This is a genomic window from Streptomyces sp. NPDC088197 (genome assembly GCF_044741185.1).
In the GTDB taxonomy this organism is placed as follows: domain Bacteria; phylum Actinomycetota; class Actinomycetes; order Streptomycetales; family Streptomycetaceae; genus Actinacidiphila.
This window is the reverse complement of sequence record NZ_JBIUSD010000003.1, coordinates 485,654-507,799: the sequence shown is the minus strand read 5'-3', so window position 1 is coordinate 507,799 and position 22,146 is coordinate 485,654. Positions and strand designations below refer to the sequence as shown.

Sequence of the window (22,146 nt, the reverse complement as noted above, 5' to 3'; positions counted from 1 at the left end):
GATCCCGCAGACACCGCCGCCACGGCGACGTGTACCACCGCAAAGGAGCGAGGTATGCCTTCCACAGTCCTCACGTCAAGGGCGAGGGCAGCGGTCATCGCTGCCGCGTGCATCGGGCTCGGGCTCGCCACCGCGTGCGCGCCCTCCAACGACGGCTCCGGCGGTGACAGCGGCGCGGCCGACTCCGGGCAGAGCCAGGACGTCAGCCAGTTCGTCACCGCGGTGCAGGCCGCGCAGAAGGGTCCCGAGTCCTTCGCGGGACCGACCGACAAGCCGGTCACCGTACCCAAGGACATCAAGGTCGCGATCATCCCGTGCGGTGTCGCCATCGGCGGCTGCAACACCCCCGCCGAAGCGGTCAAGGGCATCGTGAAGACCCTCGGCTGGAAGCCCACGATCTACGACGGCCAGTCCAACGCCCGTACCCAGAACAACATGATCCTCAACGCCGTCTCCAACCGGGCCGATGTGATCGCCACGGTCTCCATCGACTCCAAGCTCGTCCAGCAGGGCCTGGAGGCAGCCAAGAAGGCCGGGATTCCGGTGATCTCGATGAACAACGGCACCGGCTCCCCCAACCCCAAGCCCGAACTGGAGCCCGGCCAGATCGACTTCGACCTCGACGTGGCACCCGACTACGGCGCCAACGGCCGGATGCAGGCGGACTGGGTGATCGCCGACTCCAAGGGCACCGCCGTGGTCCAGCCGGTCATCACCAGCGAGTACCTGTCCAACACGGTCACGTACAACGCCTTCGTCGCCGAGATGAAGAAGTGCGCGGCGTGCAAGGTGCTCAAGCCGGTCAACTTCACCACCGACGAGATCGCCTCGGGCGCCCTGGGCACCCGTACCGTCTCGACCCTCCAGCAGCACGCGAACGCCACCTACGTCTACACCGGCTTCGACGCCGCCGCCGCGGCGGAGGTCAACGCGATCAGGCAGGCCGGTCTCGGCGCCAAGGTCAAGCTGGTCAGCGCGGTCGGCGACCCGATCAACCGGCAGTTCATCCGCGAGGGCGACATCCAGGGCGCGACCGTCATCGAGATCCCCTCGCTGTACGGCTACGCGACCGTCGACCAGATGATCCGCACGGTGCAGAAGCAGCCCGCCGTCGAACCGGCCAACGAGGGCGCGATCACGGTCCTGCTCACCAAGGACAACATGATCGGCAACAACGACCAGTGGAAGCTGCCGTTCGACGTCGCCGCCGAGTACCACAAGCTCTGGGGCACGAAGTGACCACCCGGGCAACCGATGAGGTCATGGCGGCGCGCTCGCTGTGCAAGACCTTCGGTGCCACCCAGGCCCTGTGGGACGTCTCACTCGGCCTGGTCCCCGGCGCGGTGCACGCGCTGGCCGGGGCGAACGGCTCGGGCAAGTCCACCCTGATCAAGATCATGAGCGGGGTGTTCGGCCCGGACAGCGGCCACCTGCTGGTGGACGGCGCCCCGCAGGAGTGGTCGTCGCCGATGGACTCCCGCGCGGCGGGCGTCGGCGTCGTCCACCAGGAGGCGCCGCTGGTCGACACGCTCAGGGTCGCGGACTGCGTCGCGCTGCTCGGCGGCTTCGAGGGCGTCCCCGCCCTCGGGCTCAGCCACCGGGCGCTGGTACGGCGCGCGCAGCGGCTGCTCGACGAGCACGAGGTGCCGGTCGACGCCCGTACCACCTGCGCCGAACTCGGCCCCGCCGAACGGGCGATGGTGTCCCTCGCCGTCGCCACCGGACAGGGCAGCCGCATCCTCGTCCTCGACGAGGTCACCGCCTCGCTGCGGCAGGACGACGCGGAACAGGTCCTCGGCCTGGTCCGCAGGCTCGCCGACCGGGGCACGGCGGTCCTCATGGTCACCCACCGGATCGGCGAGATCACCCAGTACGCCGACCGCCTCACCGTGCTGGCGGCCGGCCGTACGCAGTACGAGGGACCGTCCGCCGAGGTCAGCGCGGCCCGGATCATCGAGTACATGCTCCCTGAGCAGCGGCTGGCCGCCGAGCAGGCGGCCGGGGCCGGGCACCGCAAGGAGCCCGCCGCCCCCGGCTCCCGCGAGGCGTACGGCGCGGGGGTGCCGGCCGCGTACGGCGCGGACCGGACTCTGATGGAGATCCGCGGGCTGACCGGCCACCGGCTCGACCCGCTGGACCTCGACATCCGCGCGGGCGAGATCGTCGGCGTCACCGGCCTGCCCGACTCCGGCGTGGACGAACTGCCGTATCTCCTCGCGGGCGGCGTGCCGCCCCGCTCGGGCACCGTCCGCTTGCGGGGGTTCGAACCCACCCGCGCCTGGACCGCTTCCACCGCCCGCAGGCAGGGCGTGGCGCTGCTGCCCAGGGACCGGCTCTCGCACGGCGGCGTCGCCGTGCTGAGCGTCGCCGACAACATCGCGCTCCCCTCGCTGCGCCGCTTCTGGCACCGCGGGTCGGCGCTGCGCGAGGCGATCGGCCGGGTGATCCGCGAACTCGACGTACGGCCGCGCGACCCCTCCGCCTCCCTCGGCAGCCTCAGCGGCGGCAACCAGCAGAAGGTGCTGCTCGGCAAGTGGCTGTCGACCGACCCGAAGGTCCTGGTGCTCGACGAACCGACCAACGGCGTCGACCCGGGCGCGCGGCTCCTGATGTTCGAAGCGGTCAGGAAACGCGTGGACCAGGGCATGGGCGCGGTCCTGTTCTCCTCGGAGTTCGAGCAGCTCACCGCGTACTGCGACCGGATGGTGGTGCTGCGCCCCGGCGCCGGGGCGCAGGAGATCCCCGTCCCCGACAACCCCGTCAAGCTGGCCAGGATCGTGGCGAGTCCACAGGAGGACGGTCCGAGATGAGCAGAGAAGATCTCGACACAGTGAAGCCCGACGCGCTGACCGGGGGCGCCGTGACCGCCGACCGGCAGCCGACCGCCGGGCGGTCCCACGGCGCCGGCCTCCTGCGTACGATCGGCGAAGCCCTCATCCAGCGCTACGCCCAGATCGTGCTGCTGGTGGTGCTGATCGTGGTGTTCAGCATGGCCACCCCCAACTTCGCCACCCGGCAGAACTGGACCTCGCTGCTGGTCAGCCAGTCCGTGATCGCGCTGATGACGCTGGCGGTGCTCTTCCCGCTGATCGTCGGCGAGTTCGACCTGTCGGTCGGCTATCTGCTCGGCTTCTGCGCGATGCTCGGCGCCTATCTGACCGGCCAGGGCTGGCCGGTGACCGCGGTGTTCCTCGCGATGGCCGGCTGCGGGGTGGTGGCCGGTGCCTGGAACGGTGTGCTCAACGTGGTGTTCGGCATCAACTCGTTCATCGCGACCCTGGGCATGGGCATCGTGCTCTCCGCGATGACCCTGATGCTCAGCAACGGCGCCATCCTCACCACCGTTCCCGGCCTGGCCAAGACCCTCGGCCGCGGCTACGCGGTGCAGGTCGCCTGGGCGGTGTGGATCGTCGCGATCGTGGCCGTCATCTGCTTCTACCTGCTCCAGCACACCCCGGTCGGCGCCCGGCTGTACGCGATCGGCGGCTCCGAGCGCGTGGCGTTCCTGGCCGGTGTGCGCACCGGCCGGTACAAGATCCTCGCCTTCGGCTGCGCCGGCGGGCTGGTCTCGCTGGCCGCCGTGCTCCAGCTCGGCCAGGCCGGTTCCGTGACCCCCAGTCTCGGCCCCGACCTGCTGCTGCCCGCCTACGCCGCCGCGTTCCTGGGCGTCACCACCTACCGTCCGGGCTTCTACAACGTGCCCGGTGTGATCGTCGCGATCCTGCTGCTCGCCGTCGGTTTCAACGGCTTGAGCCTGCTCGGCGTCCCGTTCTGGGTGCAGCCGCTCTTCAACGGCCTCGCCCTGCTGGTCGCCGTCCTCGCCGCGCGCTTCGTCGCCCGCCGCAGGACCGGTGAACGCCGGGGTCCGGCATGACCCGCCCGCCCGGTCGGCCGCTGCCCCACCCCCTCTCGAAAGGACACACGATGACTGACGTCCCCCATCCGCTCCTGGTCCTGGCCATGGACCACCGGGCGGTGATGCGCGGGCTGTTCGGTGACGCGGTGCCGGCCGCCGAACGCCGGGAGGCGTTCGGCCGGGTGAAGGACCTGGCCTTCGACGCGCTGGTCCGCACGATCGCCGAAGGCGGCACCGACCCGGCCAACCTCGGGGTGCTGATAGACGAGGAGTACGGCGAACGGACCATCCCCCGCGTACGGGAGGCCGGTTGCTGCCTGGTGCTGCCCGTTGAGGAGAGCCGGTCCCCGGTCTTCGACATCAACACCGGCGAGTTCGTCCTCACCGGCGGCGACGACTTCGCCGCCCGCCTGGACGCGCTCGGCCCGGACATGGTCAAGGCGCTCATCGTGCACAACCCCGAACTGCCCGCCGGGCGCAGGGCCCGGCAGACCGCCCGCGCCCGCCAGGTGCTCGACTGGTGCCTGGCCAACCGGCGGCCCTTCATGCTGGAGATGCTGGTCCCGCCGACCGACGCGCAACTCGCCGCGGAAGGCGGCGACAAGGAGCGCTGGCAGCGCGCGCACCACACGGAACTGCTGCTGCGGACGGTCTCGGAGTACCAGGACGCGGGCGTGTGGCCGCACGTGTGGAAGCTGGAGCCGCTGGCCGCCGAGGCCGACTACGCGGTGGTCGCCGACCACTGCCGGGCCGGGGCGCCGTACCCGACCTCCCTGGTGCTGCTCGGCGGCGGCGCGGACATGGACGCGGTGGCGGAGTGGGTGCGGCAGATCCGCGGGGTGGACGGCTACATCGGCTTCGCCATCGGCCGCAGCCTGTGGATCGACGCCTTCGACGGCTATCTCCGCGGGGACCTCGACGAGGAGCAGGTGGTCGCCTCGATCGCCGGCCGGCTGCGACGGCTGGTCACCGCGTACTCCCTCGGAGAGGACGTGCCGAGCGCGGCGCGCTGACCGGACCGTGCCGTGGCCGTACGGACGGGTGCGCGACCGGTAGACAGGACAAAGCGGCGGATTCCGGATCTTCGGCTGAGGAGGCTGTGATGGCAAGGACGGCATGCGTCGTCGGCGTGGACATCGGCACCACCACGGTGAAGGTGTGCGCCACCGACGAGCGCGGCCACGAGCTGGCGGTGGTCAGGGCCGACACCCCGTGGCGGCTCGCCGCCGGGACGACGGTGCTCGGGCACGAGGACCTGTCCGGCGCGCTGGACGGCCTCTTCCGGCAGCTCGCCGACCGCCTGCCCGGCCGCCACGCGCTCGCCGTCGGCTTCGCGGGCATGGCCGAGGCGGGGTACGCGCTCGCCGCCGACGGCACACCCGTCGCACCGGCCGTGGCCTGGTTCGACACCAGCGGGGCGGACGAACTGGCCGCTCTCCTCGCCGAACAGGGCGACGGCTTCACCGCCACCACCGGCCTGCGGCCCACCACCCGCGCCTCGGCCGTCAAGGTGGCGTGGCTGCTGCCCCGACTGGACGGACGGTCGGCGTCGTCCGCCGGGCCCCGGACGGTTACGTCCACCGCTTCCGGTACGAGGTCCGGCCCGACCGGCAAGGCCGTGAGCTGGCTGAACGTACCGGAGTGGGCCGCCCATTGGGCGGGCGGCCGGGCCACCGCCGAGTGGTCGCTCGCCGCGCGCAGCGGCTTCATGGACGTCACCGCCCGCGAGTGGTGGAAGCACGGCGTGGACCGGGCGGGGCTCGACCCCGCCGCGATGCCGGAACTGCTGCCCGCCGGGTCGCCCACCGGCACCGCGCGGGCCGGTCTGCCGCTGGTCGGCGGCGCGGTCGTCACCGTCGCTGGCCACGACCACCTGGCGGGCGCGATCGGCGCCGGGGCCGTACACCCCGACGACTGCTTCGACAGCCTCGGCACCGGGGAGGCGCTGATCCGCTCCCGGCCCGCCGCCAAGGACCCCGGCCCGCTGACCCGGGCGGTGGCCGCCGGATTCGAGCGCGGCCCGCACATCGTCCCCGGCCGCGACTACCTCTTCGGCGTCCTCGGCACCGGACGCCTGCTGCGCGCCCTGCTCGACGACCGGCTCGGCGCCGAACGGACCCTCGCCGACGTCGACGCGCTCGGCAGGGCCGCGGCCCGCCTGCCCGCGACCGGCCGCGCGGCCGAATTCGCCGTCACCCTCGGCAGCGCGGCCCGGCCGATGGCCCCGCTCGACCCGGCCGCCGTGGTGGCCGCCCTCCACGGACTGCCGGACGCCGAGGCGTGGGCCGTACTGGTCGAACTGACCTCCTGGCGCTGCCGCGACGCGATCGGCCTGCTCGACGCGCTCGGCGGCCCCGGCAACGCGCTGATCGCCGCGGGCGGCTGGTACACGTCCGGCTACATCAGGGCCGTCCGCGCCCGCGTGCTCGGCTCGGTCCGGCTGCCCGTCGGCGCCGAGGCCGGCGCCTGCGGCGCCGCCCGGATGGCGGCGCTGGCCTGCGGACTCATCCCCGACCTCGGCACCTGGATCGACGACTGGACGGAGTTCACCGCATCATGACGTCCCACCCCATCACCGGGCACACCCGGATCTACGCGCACTTCGCCGACCCGGTGGCCCATGTGCGCACGCCCGAGGTGATGAACCGCTTCTTCCGCCAGCGCGGCATCGACGCGGCCGTGGTGCCGTACCAGGTCGGGGTCGAGGACCTGGCGCAGGCGGTCGCCGCGGCGCGCGCCTGGAAGAACCTGGCGGGCATCGGGGTCACCATGCCGCACAAGGAGCACATCGCCGGGCTGCTCGACGACCTCACCGAGGACGCCGTCAGGGCCGGGGCGAGCAACGTCATCCGCAGGCTGCCCGACGGGCGGCTGCTCGGCGGGCAGTACGACGGCCCCGGCCTGGTCGCGGGGCTGCGCGCGCACGGGGTGCGGCTGGAGGGCGCGCGGGTGCTGCTGCTCGGCGCGGGCGGCAGCGCGCGCGCCGTCGCCATGGCGCTGGCCGCCGCGGGCGTCTCGCACCTGGCCGTCCGCAACCGGACCACCGCCCGCGCCGTCGCCCTGGCCGAGCAGGTCGGCCGCCACTACCCGGCCGTGCGCTGCGAGGTGCGCGAGCGGGACTCCGCCGCCGACGTCGACGTCCTGGTCAACACCACCTCGGTCGGCATGCGCGCCGCCGATCCGCTGCCCGTCGACCTCGCCGCGCTCAGCCCCGCCACGGCCGTCAGCGACATCATCATGAAGCCCGCCAGGACCCGGCTGCTCGACCACGCGCGGCGCGCGGGATGCACGGTCGTGCCCGGCGTCCACATGCTCCTCCACCAACTCGGGCCGACCGCGGACTTCCTCGGCCTCGAACCGACCCTCGAACCCTCCGGCGAACCCGATCCGCCGGACCTCGCCGATCCGCTCGCGCACGCGAGCGATGCCGCGGAGGTGGCGTGATGCGTGCTCTCACCCTGCGGGGCGCCCATGACGCGGCGCTCGGCGAGACCGACGAGGAAGCGCTCGACGCCGACGACGTACGCGTCGCGGTCGCGCGGGTCGGCCTCTGCGGCTCGGACACCCACTTCTACGCGCACGGGCGGATCGGTGCCTTCCGGCTCACCGGGCCGCACGTGCTCGGCCACGAGGCGTCCGGCACCGTCCTGGAGACCGGTGACCGGGTGACCGACCTCGCCCCCGGCGACCTGGTCGCCGTCGAACCCGGCCTCTGGTGCGGCCGGTGCCGCGAGTGCCTGGCCGGTACGTACAACCTCTGCGCGCGGATGCGCTTCCTCGGGATGCCGCCGCACGCCGGGCTGGCGCGCGAGCGCGTGGTGCTGCCGCGCCGCGCGGTGCACGCCGTCCCCGCCGCGATGACCGCCACGCGGGCGGCCCTGCTCGAACCGCTGTCGGTGGCCGTATGGGCCGTCGGACGGGCCGCCGTACTCCCCGGCGAGCAGGTGCTCATCGCGGGCGCGGGCCCGATCGGCACCCTGGTGGCGCGGGTGGCCCTGGCCGAGAAGGCGGGCCGGGTGATCGTCGCGGACGTCGACGAGCGCCGACTGGCCCGGCTCGCGCACTCCACGCCCGGCGTGGAGACCGCTCACGTCGGCGCCGACCCCGGCACCGCCTTCCAGGACGTGGCCGCCGACCTCGACTGCTACCTGGAGTGCTCGGGCGCGCCCACCGCGCTGGACGACGGGATGACCCGGCTGCGGCCGCGCGGCCGGGCCGTACTGGTCGGAGTGCCCGCCGCGCCGACGATCACGCTGTCGTCCACCCTCATCCGCTACCGCGAACTCACCCTCACCACCGTCCACCGCTACGCCCACACCTGGCCGCGCGCCATCGAGCTGGTCTCCAGCGGCGCGGTCGAGGTCGACGACCTGGTCTCCGACCACTACGCGCTGGAGGAGGGGCCGAAGGCGCTGGCCGACGCGGCGGCGGGCAAGGTGGCCATGAAGGCCATGATCTCGGTGGACGCGTCATGACCGGCACGCGGGGCGAGGAGCCCGACGGGGGCCGGGAGGACGGGACATCCGGTGCGGCCTCGGCTTCGACGGCCGGGGTTTCCGGTGCGTCGGCCGTGCACGACTCGGCTTCGGGTACGTCGGCCGTGCACGACTCGGCTTCGGGTGCGTCGGCCCTCACCGGCACCACCGGCACCACTGGGGCCGTCGTCGGCGAACTGGGCGCCGTGGCGCGGCAGACGCCCGAGCGGGTCAGGGACGCCGCCGCGCTGGTGACCCGGGGCCGGGTCTTCTCGCTCAACTGGGACCTGGCCCTGCCCGACCCGCCGATCCTCGGCAGGGGCCGCCACACGCACACCCGTATCGACCTCGGCAACGGCTTCGACGACCGCCTCGACTCCTTCTACCCGCAGGGGTCCTCGCAGTGGGACGGGCTGGCGCACGTGCGCGGCCCCGACGGCACCTATTACGGCGGCCACCGGGCCGCCGACATCGCGGCGGCGGCGGGGCCGCTGGGCATCGAGCACTGGGCGCGGCGCGGCATCGCGGGCCGCTTCGTCCTGGCCGACCTGGTCGGACATGGGCGGCACGGCGGCGACTGCTCCCGCCGGGTCGCCTACACCGCGGCCGACGTGACGGCCGCGCTCGCCGCGCAGGGCACCCAACCGCGGCCCGGCGACGTCCTGTTGCTGCACTTCGGCTGGACGCGCTGGTACGAGGGGCTGGACCGGGCGGCGCGCGAGGCGCTGGCGGCGGAGGGCTTCTTCGCCTCGCCGGGCCTGGCCGTCGATCAGGAGACCAGACGGTGGCTGCGCGGCCTGGAGCTGTCCGCGGTCGCGGCCGACTGCCCCGCGGTGGAGGCCATGCCGTTCGACATGAGCGGGCCCGAGACCTTCCTGCACCACACGCTGATCGCCGAACTAGGGCTCGCGGTGGGCGAGTTGTTCGACCTCGCCGCCCTGGCCGAGGACTGCGCCCAGGACGGCGTCCACGAGGGGCTGTTCACCGCGGCCCCGCTCCACCTCACCGGCGCGGCGGGCTCCACTGCCAACGCCCTCGCGCTGAAGTGACGCGGGGACCCGTACGACCCGAAGGAGCTGACGGCGCCGGGGCCACCGAGGCCACCGAGGACCCTACGCCACCGACGACCCGACGCCACCGAGGACCCGACGCCACCGACGACTTCCGACGGCCCCAACGGCCTTGAGAACCACAGGAGATGACCGACAGCATGGACGTCCTGGAGATTCAGTCCCTGGTGGGCGGGCGATGGACCGGCGCCCCGACGGCGGTACGGGACAATCCGGCCGTCCCCGGTCAGCGGGTCAGCCTCAGCGCGGACCTCGACGCCGCCACCGTGGAGCGCGCGCTGGACGCCGCCCACGCCGCCGCCCGCGACTGGGGACGCACCCCGGCCCCCGCCCGCGGCCGGATTCTGGAGCGGGCCGCCGCGCTCCTCGACGACCGCGCGGACGAGGCCGCCCGGGACATCACCCGCGAGGAGGGCAAGACCCTCGCGGAGGCGCGCGGCGAGGTCGCGCGGGCCGCCGACATCCTGCGCTTCCACGGCAGCGAGGGCTGGCGGATCGGCGGCACGACGTACCCCTCGGCCGCGGGCACCGACCTGGTCTACAGCCGACGCGAACCGCTGGGCGCGGTCGCGGTCATCACCCCCTGGAACTTCCCGATCGCCATCCCCGCCTGGAAGTCCGCGCCCGCCCTGGTCAGCGGCAACGCGGTGGTGCTCAAACCCGCCCAGATAGCCCCCGCGGGCGCCTGGCACCTGGCCAGGGTGCTCCAGGAAGCCGGCCTGCCCGACGGGGTGTTCACCCTGCTGACCGGCTCCGGCGCCCGGATCGGCGCCCAACTCGTCGCGTCGCCGCGGATCGACGCGGTCACCTTCACCGGCTCGGTGGGCGTCGGCGCGGGCATCTACACCGCCGCCGCGCCGCGCCGCATCCGGGTGCAGCTCGAACTCGGCGGCAAGAACGCCGTCGTGGTCTGCGACGACGCCGACGCCGCGGTGGCCGCGCGCATCGTCGCGGCGGGCGGCTTCGGCCTCACCGGCCAGGCGTGCACCGCGACCAGCCGGGTGATCTGCCTGCCGGGCGTCAAGGACGCCTTCCTCGACGCCCTGCGGGAGGAGGCCGCGGCCTACCGGCCCGGCGACGGACTGACCGACGGCGTACGGATGGGCCCTGTGGTCAGCGGCGCCCAACTCGCCACCGATCTGGGCTACGTGGACAAGGCCCTGGCCGAGGGGGCCAGGACCGTGGTCGGCGGCGCGGACCCGGACGGCCTGCTGTTCGGCCCCACGGTGCTGACCGGCGTGCGGCCCGCCGACACCGTCGCCCAGGAGGAGGTCTTCGGCCCGGTGGTCGCGGTGCTCGACGCCACGGGCCTCGACCAGGCCATCGACCTGGTCAACGACTCCCGCTTCGGCCTGACGGCCGGTGTGGTCACCAACAACCTGGACACCGTGCACCGGTTCAGCTCCGAGGTGCGGGCCGGAGTGATCAAGGTGAACCGGCCGACCAGCGGGGTCGAGCTGAACGTCCCCTTCGGCGGGGTCGGCGACTCCTCCACCAACACCTACCGCGAGCAGGGACAGACCGCCGTGGACTTCTTCACCTGGACCAAGAGCGTGTACCAGGCGTCAGCGCCCGGCAGCGCGTCATGACCGGCCCGCGGGCGGACGCGGAGGGGAAGCCGCCACGTCCGCGGGCCCGGGGGGGAGGCCGACCGGCCGCACCAAGGGGGGAGCGGCCGGTCGGCCCGATGTCCTGGCCGACGAATGTCCTGGCCGACGAATGTCCTGGCCGACGAGTGACCGGACGCGCGTGCGCCGCCGCGCCCGACACGGCGCGCACCGGCGAAAACGCCCGGCCGACCGCGCAGGCGACGGCGCGCGGGCGCCGTACATCCACCCGGACGAGCGGGTGGACCGCGGCGCGGGGGAGCCGGTCTGCCCGGCCGAGGCGGTCTACTACGGGGACGGCCCGCCCGACGACCGGCGCGGGCACCTCGCCGCCGACCGGGACTCCGCCGCGTGACGGGGTCGCCGGGCGGCGCCGAAGAGGTGGGCGGGACCGGTACCGACGCCCCGCCGGCCGCGGGGTGCCGCCGTCGTGGTGACGGCGGCGGGACACGACCTCGCGGCGACGACCTCGTGGCCCCGCCGTCCGGACGCGGCGGGGAAGCGACGACAGGAACGGAACGAACGCGATGGACAAGCCGAACGCACCCCACGGGCCGGGCGACGCGGCGGGCGGCGCCCGCCGCCTGCGCGAACTGCTCGGCCCCAGCGTGCGGTTGGACGCGGGCACCCGTGCGCTGTACTCCTCCGACGCGTCCAACTACCGGGTGCCCCCGGTCGCCGTCGTGCGCGCGGAGTCGGCGGCGCACGCCGTCGACACCGTCGCCCACTGCCACCGGCTCGGGCTGTCCGTGGTGGCACGCGGCGCCGGAACCTCGGTCGCGGGCAACGCGATCGGCCCCGGCGTGGTCCTCGACCTCACCGCGCTCGACGCGGTCGCCGAGATCGACCCCGAGCGCCGTACCGCGACCGTGGGCGCCGGTACCGTCCAGGCCCGCCTCCAGCGCGAGGCCGCGCCGCACGGCCTGCTGCTCGGGCCCGACCCGTCGACCGCGGACCGCTGCACCATCGGCGGGATGATCGGCAACAACGCCTGCGGCGCGCACGCCGTGGCCTGGGGCAACACCCGTGACAATGTGGTGTCCGCCCGGCTGCTGCTGGCCGACGGCCGCCAGGTGACGGCCGATCAGCACGGCACGTCGGACGCGGAGTTGAACACCCGGCTGCGGCAGACGGCCGACGCGCACCTCGCCGTCCTGCGGACCGAGTACGGCCGCTTCCCGCGCCAGGCGTCCGGCTACGCGCTGGACGCGCTGCTGCCCGAGCGCGGCTTCGACGTGATGAGTTCGCTCGTCGGCTCGGAAGGCACCCTGGCGCTGGTGCTCGACGCCACCGTACGGCTGGTGCCCGGGCCCGCCGCCCGCGCGCTTGCGGTGCTCGGCTTCCCCGACATGCCCTCCGCCGCCGACGCGACCCCGGCGCTGGTGGCCCTGGGCCCGCTGGCCGTCGAGGGCATGGACCGGCGGCTGGTCGAGGTCGTGGTCCGCCGTAAGGGGGCCGCCGCCGTGCCCGCGCTGCCGCGCGGCGCGGGCTGGCTGCTGGTGGAGACCGGCGGCGCGAGCCTCGCGGAGGCGGAGCACGCGGCCCGCGCCGTACTGGCCGCGTCCGGCGCGGTGGACGGCCAGGTGGTGACCGACCCCGGCCGGATCGCCGCGCTGTGGCGGATTCGTACCGACGGGGTGGGCCTGGCGGGCCGCACGCCCGGCGGGGCCGACGCCTGGCCCGGCTGGGAGGACGCCGCCGTACCGCCGGAACGGCTCGGGGCCTACCTGCGGGACCTGGACGCGCTGCTCGGGCAGCACCACTACGACGGCCTGCTGTACGGGCACTTCGGCGACGGCTGTGTGCACGGCCGCTTCGACTTCGGTCTGCGGGACGAGGGCGGCGCGGCCCGGATGCGGGCGTTCCTCGAGGACGCCGCCGACCTGGTGGCCGCGCACGGCGGCTCGATGTCGGGCGAGCACGGCGACGGCCGCGCCCGCGGCGAACTGCTCGCCCGGATGTACTCGCCCGCCGCGCTGGGCGCCGCCGCCGCGGTCAAGGCGGTCTGGGACCCCGGCGCCCTGCTCAACCCCGGTGTGCTGGTCGACCCGGCGCCGCTCGACGCCGACCTGCGGGTCCGGCCGCAACTGCCCGTCGTCACCGGCGCGTTCGCGTACCCGCACGACTCCGGCGACCTCACCCGCGCCGTCCACCGCTGCGTCGGGGTCGGCAAGTGCCGCGCCGACCTCACGACCTCGGGCGGCGCGATGTGCCCGTCGTACCTCGCGACGGGGGAGGAGCGGCACTCCACCCGCGGCCGGGCCCGGCTGCTCCAGGAGATGATCAGGGGCGACCTGGTGGACGGCGGCTGGGCCGACCCGGCGGTGCACGAGGCACTGGACCTGTGCCTGTCGTGCAAGGCGTGTTCGAGCGACTGCCCGGCGGGCGTCGACATGGCCACGTACAAGGCGGAGGTGCTGCACCAGCGCTACCGGCGCAGGCTCCGCCCGGTGACGCACTACTCGCTGGGCTGGCTGCCGCGCACCGCCGGGCTCGCCACCCGGCTGGCCGGTGTCAGCAACGCGCTGCTCGGCAACCGGTGGGTCGGCGCGCTGGTCAAGCGGCTCGGCGGAATCGACGGACGGCGCGGGCTGCCCCGCTTCGCCCGCCGCACCTTCCGGGCGTCCTTCCGCGCCGACCGCGCCGACCGCGCCGCCCGAGACGCCCGAGACGCCCAAGGCCCGCGCACGTCCCGCCCCCGCGTGCTGCTGTGGGTGGACAGCTTCACCCAGTCGTTCTCGCCCGAGGTCGGCACGGCGGCCGTTCGCGTACTGGAACAGGCCGGATACGCCGTCGAGTTGACCGGCCGTCAGGTCTGCTGCGGGCTGACCTGGATCTCCACCGGCCAGCTCGACGGCGCGCGCCGACAACTGCGCCGTACGTACACGGCACTTGAACCGGCCGTCGCCGACGGTGTGCCCATCGTCGGCCTCGAACCGTCGTGCACGTCCGTGCTGCGCCGGGACGGCGTCGAGCTGCTGCCCGACGACCCCAGGGCGCGGCGGGTGGCCGATCTCACCGTCACCCTGGCCGAGTTGCTGATCCGTACGCCCGGCTGGAGCCCCCCGGACCTGTCGGGCGTCCGGACCGTCGCCCAACCGCACTGCCACCAGCGGGCGGTGATGGGCTGGCGGGCGGACGAGGAACTGCTGCGCACGGCGGGCGCCGACGTCACGGCGGTCGGCGGCTGCTGCGGGCTCGCGGGCAACTTCGGTGTGGAGCGCGGCCATTACGACGTCTCGGTGGCCGTCGCGCGGACCGCGCTGCTGCCCGCGCTGGAGACGGCGGAGCGCACCGGCCCGGTGCTGGCCGACGGATTCTCCTGCCGCACCCAGATCGACGACCTCGCGGCCGGCGCCGGAGCGGTCCATCTGGCCCAACTGCTCGCGTCCGCGCTCGACGCGTCCGACGGCCGGGCGGTGAAGGACGGCGACGACGGTTAAGACGGTTAAGGGGGGACGGTCAGGGGGCGACGGTTCGGCGGCCGACGGCTGTGCGGGCGACGCCGTGACGACGTCAGACCGGCTCGGCCACCTGCACCTCAAGGCCGGCGCCGCGCAGTTCCGCGAGCTGCGTGGCGCTGATTCCCGAGTCGGTGATCAGCAGGTCGGGGCCGTCCACGGGCGCGAAACGGGAGAACAGCGCGGTGCCGATCTTCGAGTGGTCGCACAGCACCACGACCCGCCGGGCGGAGGCCATCATCGTCCGCTTGACGGCGCTCTCGGAGACGTCCGAGGTGGAGAAGCCGTGGTCCACCGTTATCCCCGAGGTGCCCAGGAACGCGACGTCGACCTTGACCTCGTCCAGCGCCCGCAGCGTCAGCATCTCGACCTCGGCGAGCGTGTCGTTGCGGACGCGCCCGCCGGTCGTGTAGACGGCCGCGCCCGGCTTGCCGGTCATCGTGACGGCGATGGGCAGTGAGTTGGTCATCACCACCAACTGCGGCCCGCCTGCGTAGAGATCGGCGAGCCGTCCGGTGGTGCTGCCCGCGTCGATGAGCACCGCGCCGCCGGTCGGCATGTGCGCGAGCGCCGCCGCGCCGATCGCCGTCTTCTCCTCGGCCATGATCCGGGTGCGCTGGGCGAGACCGGGGATGCCGTGCTCGTTGTCCAGCAGGATCGCGCCGCCGTGCACCCGGCGCAGCGCGCCGGTCTGCTCCAGCTCCACCAGGTCCCTGCGCACCGTCTCCGCGGTGACCTGGAACCGCTCCGAGATCTCGACGACGGTCAGCCTGCGCCGCTCCCTGAGCAGCTCCACCAGGGCCCGTCGGCGCTCGGTGGGGAACGCGGGCCTGGCCTCCTCGGCAGCGCGGTCATCGGCTTCTGGCGTCACCGTCCAGACCTTAGACCATCACCCCCTCGGGGACAGGGACAGTCGGCCGGTCGAGGCGGCGGCTGAAACGGTGGCCGCGGCGGCGGCTGAAGCCGCGGTCGAAGCGGTGGTCGAGGCGGGCTCAGTCCTGGGCCGCCAGGGCCGCCACGATGCGGTCGAGCGCCGTCAGATCGGCGGCCGACAGGGCGCTCAGCGACTCCGGCGGGGCGCCCATGATGGCGTTGGCGCGGTCCGCGGCGGCGTGGCCCTCGGCGGTGGCCGTCACGATCTTGGAGCGCCGGTCCGCGGGGTGTTCGTGCCGCTCGACCAGACCGCGCTTGGCGAGGTCGTCCACCACCAACGTCGTGTACGGGCGGTCGGAGGAGAGCTCGGCCGCCAACTCGCTGAGCCGGGCGGGAGAAGCGGCGACCCGGCGCAGCACCTTGACCCGGAAGAAGCTCATGCCCAGCGCTTCCGAGGTCTCCTTGCGGCGCTCGTTGCGCTCCAGTACATAGGTGCGCAGATTGCGCCAGATCCGCTCCGCGGTGGCATCGGCCGTGTCCGCCGGGCCGGTCGCGTCCGTGCGGCCGGTCTCCCCGCCGCCGGAGACAGCGTCAACGGAGACAGCGTCGGCGGAGGCCGTACGACCGGCGGAGACCGTAGGACCGGAGACCGTACCGACGGAAGGACCGGAGACCGTACCGACGGAACTCGTGGCTTCTGGCGTCGTCGTCATGAGGTGCTCACCGGGATTCGGGGGGTGTCGTCTTCTTCGGGCACGAGCAGATCGGCCGCGCGTTCGGCCGTACCACGGGCCCAGCGTCCGGTGGTGAGCGTACCGATGAGCAGGACGGAGGCGCCGCAGCCCGAGATGATCCACCAGGCGGTGGTCTGCATTCCGGCGGCCAGCGCGGCGCCGATCACGGCGACGCCCAGCGACTGGCCGATCTGGCGGCTGGTGGACGCCACGGCCGCCGCGACCCCGGCCTGGGCGCGGGGCATGCCGGACACGGCGGTGTTGGTGATCGGGGCGTTGACCAGGCCGAAGCCGATGCCGAACAGGACGTAGGAGGTGAACAGCAGGGCGTTGGACGACTCGGCGTCCAGCACCGCGAAGATCACGCCGCTGGCCGTCATGGTGAGACCGGCGAGCATCAGCGGCAGGCGCGGGCCGCGCGAGGCGACCAACCGCCCGGACAGCGGCGCGAAGACCAGGCACATCACGGCCATCGGCAGCATGTAGAGCCCGGCGTCGAGGGCGGACAGGCCCCGGTCGTCCTGGAGGTAGAGGGTGTTGAGGAAGAGGAAGCCGCCGAGCGCGGCGAAGCCGCTGACCGCGATGAGGGTCGCGCCGCTGAAGGGCGCGCTGCGGAAGAAGCGCACGTCGATCAGCGGGTCGGTGCGCCGCTTCTCGTACCGCGTCAGGCCGAGCAGCGCGAGCACCGTGACGACGAAGCAGCCGACGATCAGCGGGGAGGTCCAGCCCGCGCCCGAGCCCTCGATGATGCCGTAGGTGAGCGAGCCCAGCAGCGCGATGACCAGCACCTGGCCGACCGGGTCGACGCGGCGCGGCCGGGGCGCGCGGGACTCGGGGATGTAGCGCGAGGTGAGGATCAGGGCGAGCACGCCCACCGGCAGGTTGATCCAGAAGATCGACCGCCAGCCGACGGTCTCCACCAGCGCGCCGCCGACGATCGGTCCGGCCGCCATGCTGATCCCGACGACACCGCCCCACACGCCGATGGCGCGGGCCCGTTCGCGGGCGTCGGTGAAGGTGTTGGTGATGATCGACATCGCCACCGGGTTGAGCATCGAGCCGCCGACCGCCTGGATCATCCGGAAGGCGATCAGCCAGCCGAGACCGGGCGCGAGGCTGCACAGAAGCGAACCGAGCGTGAAGAAGACCAGCCCGATCCGGAAGATCTTCTTCCGGCCGAGCCGGTCGGCCGTGGAGCCGGAGAGCAGCAGCAGTGAGGCGATCACCACCAGATACGCGTCGATCGTCCACTGGAGGCCGGAGACGGAGGCGTGGAAGTCCCGCCTCATCGACGGCAGCGCCACGTTCAGGATCGTGTTGTCCAGGCTGACGATCAGCAGGCTCATGCAGCAGATCCCCAGGATGAGCATCCGACGCCGGTGCGTCAGCTCAGGCATGCGTCCGGGCTCCTCTTGTCGGTTCTTGGCGCTCGTCGCCGGTACGGGGGCGGCGTCATAGGTGCTGACACCAACGATTGTACGACCAGAATCATTTTGATCGTACAACCAATCTCGGCCGAGGGCCGTGCGCGAGTACGCGACAATGGACGGCATGACCGCTGACGCCGCCACGCTCACCCGCCCGGAAACCCTCCGGATCGGCCCGCACGCCGTGTGGCCGCCGGTCGTGCTCGCCCCGATGGCGGGCATCACCAACGCGCCCTTCCGCACGCTCTGCCGCGAGTTCAGCGGCGGCAAGGGGCTGTTCGTCAGCGAGATGATCACGACGCGCGCGCTGGTCGAGCGCAATGAGAAGACCATGCACCTCATCCACTTCGACGCCTCGGAGACACCGCGCTCCATCCAGCTCTACGGTGTCGACCCGGCGACCGTCGGCAAGGCCGTGCGGATGATCGTGGACGAGGATCTGGCCGACCACATCGACCTCAACTTCGGCTGCCCGGTGCCGAAGGTGACCCGCAAGGGCGGCGGGTCCGCGCTGCCGTTCAAGCGCAATCTGCTGCGGGCGATCCTGCGCGAGGCGGTTGGCAACGCGGGCGACCTGCCGGTCACCATCAAGATGCGCAAGGGCATCGACGACGACCACCTCACGTATCTCGACGCGGGCCGGATCGCGGTCGAGGAGGGCGTGACGGCGGTCGCGCTGCACGGCCGCACCGCCGTCCAGCACTACGGCGGCACCGCCGACTGGGACGCCATCGCGCGGCTCAAGGAGCACGTGCCCGAGATCCCGGTGCTCGGCAACGGCGACATCTGGTGCGCGGACGACGCGGTACGGATGATGCGGGAGACCGGCTGCGACGGCGTCGTGGTCGGCCGGGGGTGCCTCGGGCGGCCCTGGCTCTTCGGCGACCTGGTCGCCGCCTTCGAGGGCGGCGCCGCGCCCGCCACCCCCGACTTCGGGCAGGTCGCGCGGGTGATGCGGCGGCACGCGGAGCTGCTGGGGGAGTGGATCGGGGACGAGGCACGCGGTGTCGTCGACTTCCGCAAGCACGTGCCCTGGTACACCAAGGGCTTCTCGGTCGGCTCGGACGCGCGCCGGGCGCTGGCCACGGCCTCGTCGCTGGCCGAGATGGACGAGCACCTCGGCGGCCTCGACCTCACCCAGCCCTGGCCCGCGCACGCCGACGGCCCGCGCGGCCGTACCGCCCCCGGCAAGCGGGTCGTCCTCCCGGACGGCTGGCTCAACGACCCGTACGACTGCGCCGTGCTCACGGAGGACGCCGAATCCGACACCTCGGGCGGCTAACCGTCCGGGAACGCCGGCCGCGCACGGCCGGAGCGGGCCCTGGCCGCCGTCCAGCATGTGAGACGCGAGGCGTGATTCGCGCCACGGTTGATAGGGCTTGCGCTCAAATGAGCGTGAAGTGGGGTGTCGCACCTTCCGAAAGCATGGCACGCGGTGCCACCCCCGCTGTGTCCACGCGGCACGGCGCCACGTGACGCTCCGTAGACCGAGTCGCCGAAGCGACCACCGGAGTGAAACCGTCCGTTCGACTCGTGAACGGAGCGCGAACACCGGTCGGCGGGCCCCCCGCCCGGGAGACACCGGCAGACGGGCGGTTACCGCCGTGTGTCGAGGTCATGGACGCACTGCGGCGCCTTCGACCTGGGTACGCTCCCCGCCGTCAGGGCATCCCGGTCGCGAGGAGTCGAGTCCCGTGTCGGCACGACAGAAGAAGCAGAAGTTCGTCTACGACTTCACTGAGGGCAACAAAGACCTCAAGGACCTGCTCGGCGGCAAGGGAGCGAACCTCGCCGAGATGACCAACCTCGGCCTGCCCGTCCCTCCGGGTTTCACCATCACCACCGAGGCGTGCAGGGTCTATCTGGAAACCGGCGCGGAACCCTCCGCGCTGCGCGACGAGGTGAGTGCGCACCTCGACGCGCTGGAACAGCGGATGGGCAAGAAGCTCGGCCAGCCGGACGACCCGCTGCTGGTCTCGGTCCGCTCGGGCGCGAAGTTCTCCATGCCCGGCATGATGGACACCGTCCTCAACATCGGCCTGTCCGACGCGTCGGTCGCCGGGCTCGCCCAGCAGGCGGGCAACGAGCGCTTCGCGTGGGACTCCTACCGGCGTCTTGTGCAGATGTTCGGCAAGACCGTGCTCGGTGTGGACGGCGACCTCTTCGAGGACGCGCTGGACGAGGCCAAGCGGCACAAGGGCGCGGACAGCGACCTCGGTCTGGACGCGGCCGATCTGCGACAGCTCGTGGACGACTTCAAGGCGATCGTCGCCAAGGAGGCCGGCCGGGACTTCCCGCAGGAGCCGCGCGAGCAGATGGACCTCGCCGTGCGCGCGGTCTTCGACTCCTGGAACACCGAGCGCGCCAAGCTCTACCGCCGCCAGGAACGTATCCCCGGCGACCTGGGCACCGCCGTCACCGTCTGCTCGATGGTCTTCGGCAACCTCGGCCCTGACTCCGGCACCGGCGTCGCCTTCACCCGCGACCCGGCCAGCGGCCACCAGGGCACGTACGGCGACTACTTGCAGAACGCCCAGGGCGAGGACGTCGTCGCCGGTATCCGCAACACCGTGCCGCTCGCCGACCTCGAAGGCATCGACAAGGCGTCGTACGACCAGCTCATCTCGATCATGGAGACGCTGGAGACGCACTACCGCGACCTGTGCGACATCGAGTTCACCATCGAGCGCGGCAAGCTGTGGATGCTCCAGACCCGGGTCGGCAAGCGGACCGCGGCGGCGGCCTTCAGGATCGCCACCCAGCTCGTCGACCAGGGCCTGATCAGCGAGGCGGAGGCGCTGCAACGGGTCAACGGCGCGCAGTTGGCGCAGCTCATGTTCCCGCGCTTCGACGACACGGTCGCCGACAGCGGGAACGTACGCCGGATCGGCTGGGGCATCGCGGCCTCGCCCGGCGCCGCCGTCGGCAAGGCGGTCTTCGACTCGTACACCGCCGTCAAGTGGTCGCGGTCCGGCGAGAAGGTCATCCTGATCCGCCGCGAGACCAACCCCGACGACCTCAACGGCATGATCGCCGCCGAGGGCATCCTCACCAGCCGCGGCGGCAAGACCTCGCACGCCGCCGTCGTCGCCCGCGGGATGGGCAAGACCTGCGTGTGCGGCGCAGAGGAGCTGGAGGTCGACACCAAGCGGCGACGGCTGACCGCGCCGGGGGGCGTGGTGATAGAGGAGGGCGACCTCATCTCGATCGACGGCTCCTCGGGCAAGGTGTACGTCGGCGAGGTGCCCGTCGTACCGTCCCCAGTGGTCGAGTACTTCGAGGGCCGCATGCACGCGGGGGCCGACGAGGCCGACGGACTCGTCCAGGCGGTGCACCGGATCATGGCGTACGCCGACCGGGTCCGCCGGCTGCAAGTACGCGCCAACGCCGACAACGCCGAGGACGCCAACCGCGCCCGCCGCTTCGGCGCGCAGGGCATCGGCCTGTGCCGTACCGAGCACATGTTCCTCGGCGAGCGCCGCGAGCTGGTCGAGCGGCTGGTCCTCGCCGACACCGACACCGAGCGGGAAGAGGCGCTCGGCGCGCTGCTGCCGCTGCAAAAGGCCGACTTCATCGAGCTGTTCGAGTCGATGGACGGACTGCCGGTGACCGTACGGCTGCTGGATCCGCCGCTGCACGAATTCCTGCCCGACATCACGGAGTTGTCGGTACGGGTCGCGCTCGCCGAGTCCCGCAGGGACGCCAACGAGAACGACCTGCGGCTGCTCCAGGCCGTTCACAAGCTCCATGAGCAGAACCCGATGCTGGGCCTGCGTGGCGTACGCCTCGGCCTGGTCATCCCCGGCCTGTTCGCCATGCAGGTACGGGCCATCGCGGAGGCGGCGGCGCACCGCAAGTCCGTCAAGGGCGACCCGCGTCCCGAGGTGATGATCCCGCTGGTCGGCACCGTGCAGGAACTGGAGATCGTCCGTGAGGAGGCGGACCGCGTCATCGCCGAGGTCGAGGCGGCCACCGGCGCCTCGCTCGGCATGGCCATCGGCACGATGATCGAGCTGCCGCGCGCCGCGCTGACGGCCGGTCAGATCGCGGAGGCCGCCGAGTTCTTCTCCTTCGGCACCAACGACCTCACCCAGACCGTGTGGGGCTTCTCCCGCGACGACGTCGAGGCGTCCTTCTTCACCGCCTACCTGGAGAAGGGCATCTTCGGCGTCTCCCCGTTCGAGACCATCGACCGCGACGGCGTCGGCGCGCTGGTCCGCTCCGCCTGCGAGGCCGGCCGCGCCACCCGCCCCGGCCTCAAGCTCGGCATCTGCGGCGAGCACGGCGGCGACCCCGAGTCCGTCCACTTCTTCCACGACGTCGGGCTCGACTACGTCTCCTGCTCGCCCTTCCGCATCCCCGTCGCCCGCCTGGAGGCCGGCCGCGCCGCCGCCCGTCCCCCCACGCCGACCACCTGACCGGGCCGGGCCCGGACCGCCGCCGGACGCCCCTTGCCCTGGGGGCACCCTCACCGACCGGCGACCCGATCCCGACCCCACCCCGCCGGGGGCGACGCTTCGTGCGGAAGCGCCGCCCCCGGCGCTTTCACGTACGCCGGGGCACGGCCCGGCCATGCCGGCACCGCGGCGTCCCACGCCCACGATCCGAGGCGCGCACCCGCGATGAGCACAAAGAAGGTCGCC

Annotated in this window: 16 protein-coding genes; 13 read left to right on the top strand and 3 right to left on the bottom strand. The window is 73.2% G+C overall.

The annotated features are described in order from the left end of the window. The first annotated feature begins 54 nt into the window (after window positions 1–54). The 11 genes from ACIOC1_RS10710 (at window position 55) to ACIOC1_RS10660 (ending at window position 14,451) form a co-directional block, all read left to right on the top strand. Entirely contained in the window at window positions 55–1,239 is a 1,185-nt protein-coding gene (locus ACIOC1_RS10710) for a sugar ABC transporter substrate-binding protein (protein ID WP_401853306.1), read from the top strand. Further along, a complete protein-coding gene (locus tag ACIOC1_RS10705) occupies window positions 1,236–2,810 on the top strand; it encodes a sugar ABC transporter ATP-binding protein (protein WP_401853304.1) in 1,575 nt (524 codons plus the stop codon). Before ACIOC1_RS10710 ends, ACIOC1_RS10705 begins: the two co-directional genes overlap by 4 nt. Continuing rightward, a complete protein-coding gene (locus ACIOC1_RS10700) occupies window positions 2,807–3,874 on the top strand; it encodes an ABC transporter permease (RefSeq protein WP_401853302.1) in 1,068 nt (355 codons plus the stop codon). Before ACIOC1_RS10705 ends, ACIOC1_RS10700 begins: the two co-directional genes overlap by 4 nt. Before the next feature lie 50 nt (window positions 3,875–3,924). Continuing rightward, a complete protein-coding gene (locus ACIOC1_RS10695) occupies window positions 3,925–4,869 on the top strand; it encodes a 2-deoxy-5-keto-D-gluconate 6-phosphate aldolase domain-containing protein (protein ID WP_401304372.1) in 945 nt (314 codons plus the stop codon). Between the two features lie 89 nt (window positions 4,870–4,958). Further along, a complete protein-coding gene (locus ACIOC1_RS10690; RefSeq protein WP_391160244.1) occupies window positions 4,959–6,416 on the top strand; it encodes an FGGY family carbohydrate kinase in 1,458 nt (485 codons plus the stop codon). After that, window positions 6,413–7,300, top strand: a complete 888-nt coding sequence (locus ACIOC1_RS10685) for a shikimate dehydrogenase family protein (RefSeq protein ID WP_391047439.1) — start codon at window positions 6,413–6,415, stop codon at window positions 7,298–7,300. The genes ACIOC1_RS10690 and ACIOC1_RS10685 overlap by 4 nt, the downstream gene beginning before the upstream one ends. Further along, window positions 7,300–8,331 carry an alcohol dehydrogenase catalytic domain-containing protein gene (locus tag ACIOC1_RS10680; protein ID WP_401853298.1) on the top strand — a complete coding sequence of 344 codons (1,032 nt, stop codon included), beginning with the start codon at window positions 7,300–7,302 and terminating at the stop codon, window positions 8,329–8,331. Before ACIOC1_RS10685 ends, ACIOC1_RS10680 begins: the two co-directional genes overlap by 1 nt. Further along, window positions 8,328–9,380 carry a cyclase family protein gene (locus tag ACIOC1_RS10675; protein WP_401853296.1) on the top strand — a complete coding sequence of 351 codons (1,053 nt, stop codon included), beginning with the start codon at window positions 8,328–8,330 and terminating at the stop codon, window positions 9,378–9,380. The genes ACIOC1_RS10680 and ACIOC1_RS10675 overlap by 4 nt, the downstream gene beginning before the upstream one ends. 149 nt (window positions 9,381–9,529) lie before the next feature. After that, entirely contained in the window at window positions 9,530–10,990 is a 1,461-nt protein-coding gene (locus tag ACIOC1_RS10670) for an aldehyde dehydrogenase family protein (protein WP_401853294.1), read from the top strand. A gap of 130 nt (window positions 10,991–11,120) precedes the next feature. Next, complete coding sequence (locus ACIOC1_RS10665; protein WP_401853292.1) at window positions 11,121–11,363, top strand: hypothetical protein; 243 nt, start codon at window positions 11,121–11,123, stop codon at window positions 11,361–11,363. Window positions 11,364–11,535: 172 nt separating this feature from the next. Then, the gene (locus tag ACIOC1_RS10660; RefSeq protein WP_401853289.1) at window positions 11,536–14,451 is read left to right on the top strand and encodes an FAD-binding and (Fe-S)-binding domain-containing protein; all 2,916 of its coding nucleotides are present in this window, start codon (window positions 11,536–11,538) and stop codon (window positions 14,449–14,451) included. A 73-nt stretch (window positions 14,452–14,524) separates the two neighbouring features. On the opposite strand, the gene ACIOC1_RS10655 is transcribed toward ACIOC1_RS10660, so the two are convergent. From ACIOC1_RS10655 to ACIOC1_RS10645, 3 genes are all read right to left on the bottom strand, one after another. Continuing rightward, window positions 14,525–15,340 carry a DeoR family transcriptional regulator gene (locus ACIOC1_RS10655; protein WP_391047428.1) on the bottom strand — a complete coding sequence of 272 codons (816 nt, stop codon included), beginning with the start codon at window positions 15,338–15,340 and terminating at the stop codon, window positions 14,525–14,527. A 121-nt stretch (window positions 15,341–15,461) separates the two neighbouring features. Next, the gene (locus tag ACIOC1_RS10650) at window positions 15,462–16,055 is read right to left on the bottom strand and encodes a MarR family winged helix-turn-helix transcriptional regulator (RefSeq protein ID WP_401853286.1); all 594 of its coding nucleotides are present in this window, start codon (window positions 16,053–16,055) and stop codon (window positions 15,462–15,464) included. Beyond that, window positions 16,052–17,473: an MFS transporter gene (locus tag ACIOC1_RS10645; RefSeq protein ID WP_401853284.1), complete on the bottom strand. Its 1,422-nt coding sequence runs from the start codon at window positions 17,471–17,473 to the stop codon at window positions 16,052–16,054. The genes ACIOC1_RS10650 and ACIOC1_RS10645 overlap by 4 nt, the downstream gene beginning before the upstream one ends. A gap of 154 nt (window positions 17,474–17,627) precedes the next feature. Between ACIOC1_RS10645 and dusB the strand changes: the two genes are divergently transcribed. Further along, the gene (gene dusB / locus ACIOC1_RS10640; RefSeq protein WP_401853281.1) at window positions 17,628–18,785 is read left to right on the top strand and encodes a tRNA dihydrouridine synthase DusB; all 1,158 of its coding nucleotides are present in this window, start codon (window positions 17,628–17,630) and stop codon (window positions 18,783–18,785) included. 412 nt (window positions 18,786–19,197) lie between these two features. After that, window positions 19,198–21,921, top strand: coding sequence for a pyruvate, phosphate dikinase (ppdK, locus tag ACIOC1_RS10635; protein ID WP_355344623.1), 2,724 nt, complete (start codon window positions 19,198–19,200; stop codon window positions 21,919–21,921). Window positions 21,922–22,146: the final 225 nt, after the last annotated feature.

What these genes read in the sequence shown, in the direction of transcription:
- ACIOC1_RS10695 (WP_401304372.1), top strand. Translation starts at nt 3,925, where the DNA reads ATGACTGACGTCCCCCATCCGCTCCTGGTCCTGGCCATGGACCACCGG.
- ACIOC1_RS10690 (WP_391160244.1), top strand. Translation starts at nt 4,959, where the DNA reads ATGGCAAGGACGGCATGCGTCGTCGGCGTGGACATCGGCACCACCACG.
- ACIOC1_RS10670 (WP_401853294.1), top strand. Translation starts at nt 9,530, where the DNA reads ATGACCGACAGCATGGACGTCCTGGAGATTCAGTCCCTGGTGGGCGGG.
- ACIOC1_RS10685 (WP_391047439.1), top strand. Translation starts at nt 6,413, where the DNA reads ATGACGTCCCACCCCATCACCGGGCACACCCGGATCTACGCGCACTTC.
- dusB (WP_401853281.1), top strand. Translation starts at nt 17,628, where the DNA reads ATGACCGCTGACGCCGCCACGCTCACCCGCCCGGAAACCCTCCGGATC.
- ACIOC1_RS10675 (WP_401853296.1), top strand. Translation starts at nt 8,328, where the DNA reads ATGACCGGCACGCGGGGCGAGGAGCCCGACGGGGGCCGGGAGGACGGG.
- ACIOC1_RS10650 (WP_401853286.1), bottom strand. Translation starts at nt 16,055, where the DNA reads ATGACGACGACGCCAGAAGCCACGAGTTCCGTCGGTACGGTCTCCGGT.
- ACIOC1_RS10700 (WP_401853302.1), top strand. Translation starts at nt 2,807, where the DNA reads ATGAGCAGAGAAGATCTCGACACAGTGAAGCCCGACGCGCTGACCGGG.
- ACIOC1_RS10645 (WP_401853284.1), bottom strand. Translation starts at nt 17,473, where the DNA reads ATGCCTGAGCTGACGCACCGGCGTCGGATGCTCATCCTGGGGATCTGC.
- ACIOC1_RS10710 (WP_401853306.1), top strand. Translation starts at nt 55, where the DNA reads ATGCCTTCCACAGTCCTCACGTCAAGGGCGAGGGCAGCGGTCATCGCT.
- ACIOC1_RS10665 (WP_401853292.1), top strand. Translation starts at nt 11,121, where the DNA reads ATGTCCTGGCCGACGAGTGACCGGACGCGCGTGCGCCGCCGCGCCCGA.
- ACIOC1_RS10660 (WP_401853289.1), top strand. Translation starts at nt 11,536, where the DNA reads ATGGACAAGCCGAACGCACCCCACGGGCCGGGCGACGCGGCGGGCGGC.
- ACIOC1_RS10680 (WP_401853298.1), top strand. Translation starts at nt 7,300, where the DNA reads ATGCGTGCTCTCACCCTGCGGGGCGCCCATGACGCGGCGCTCGGCGAG.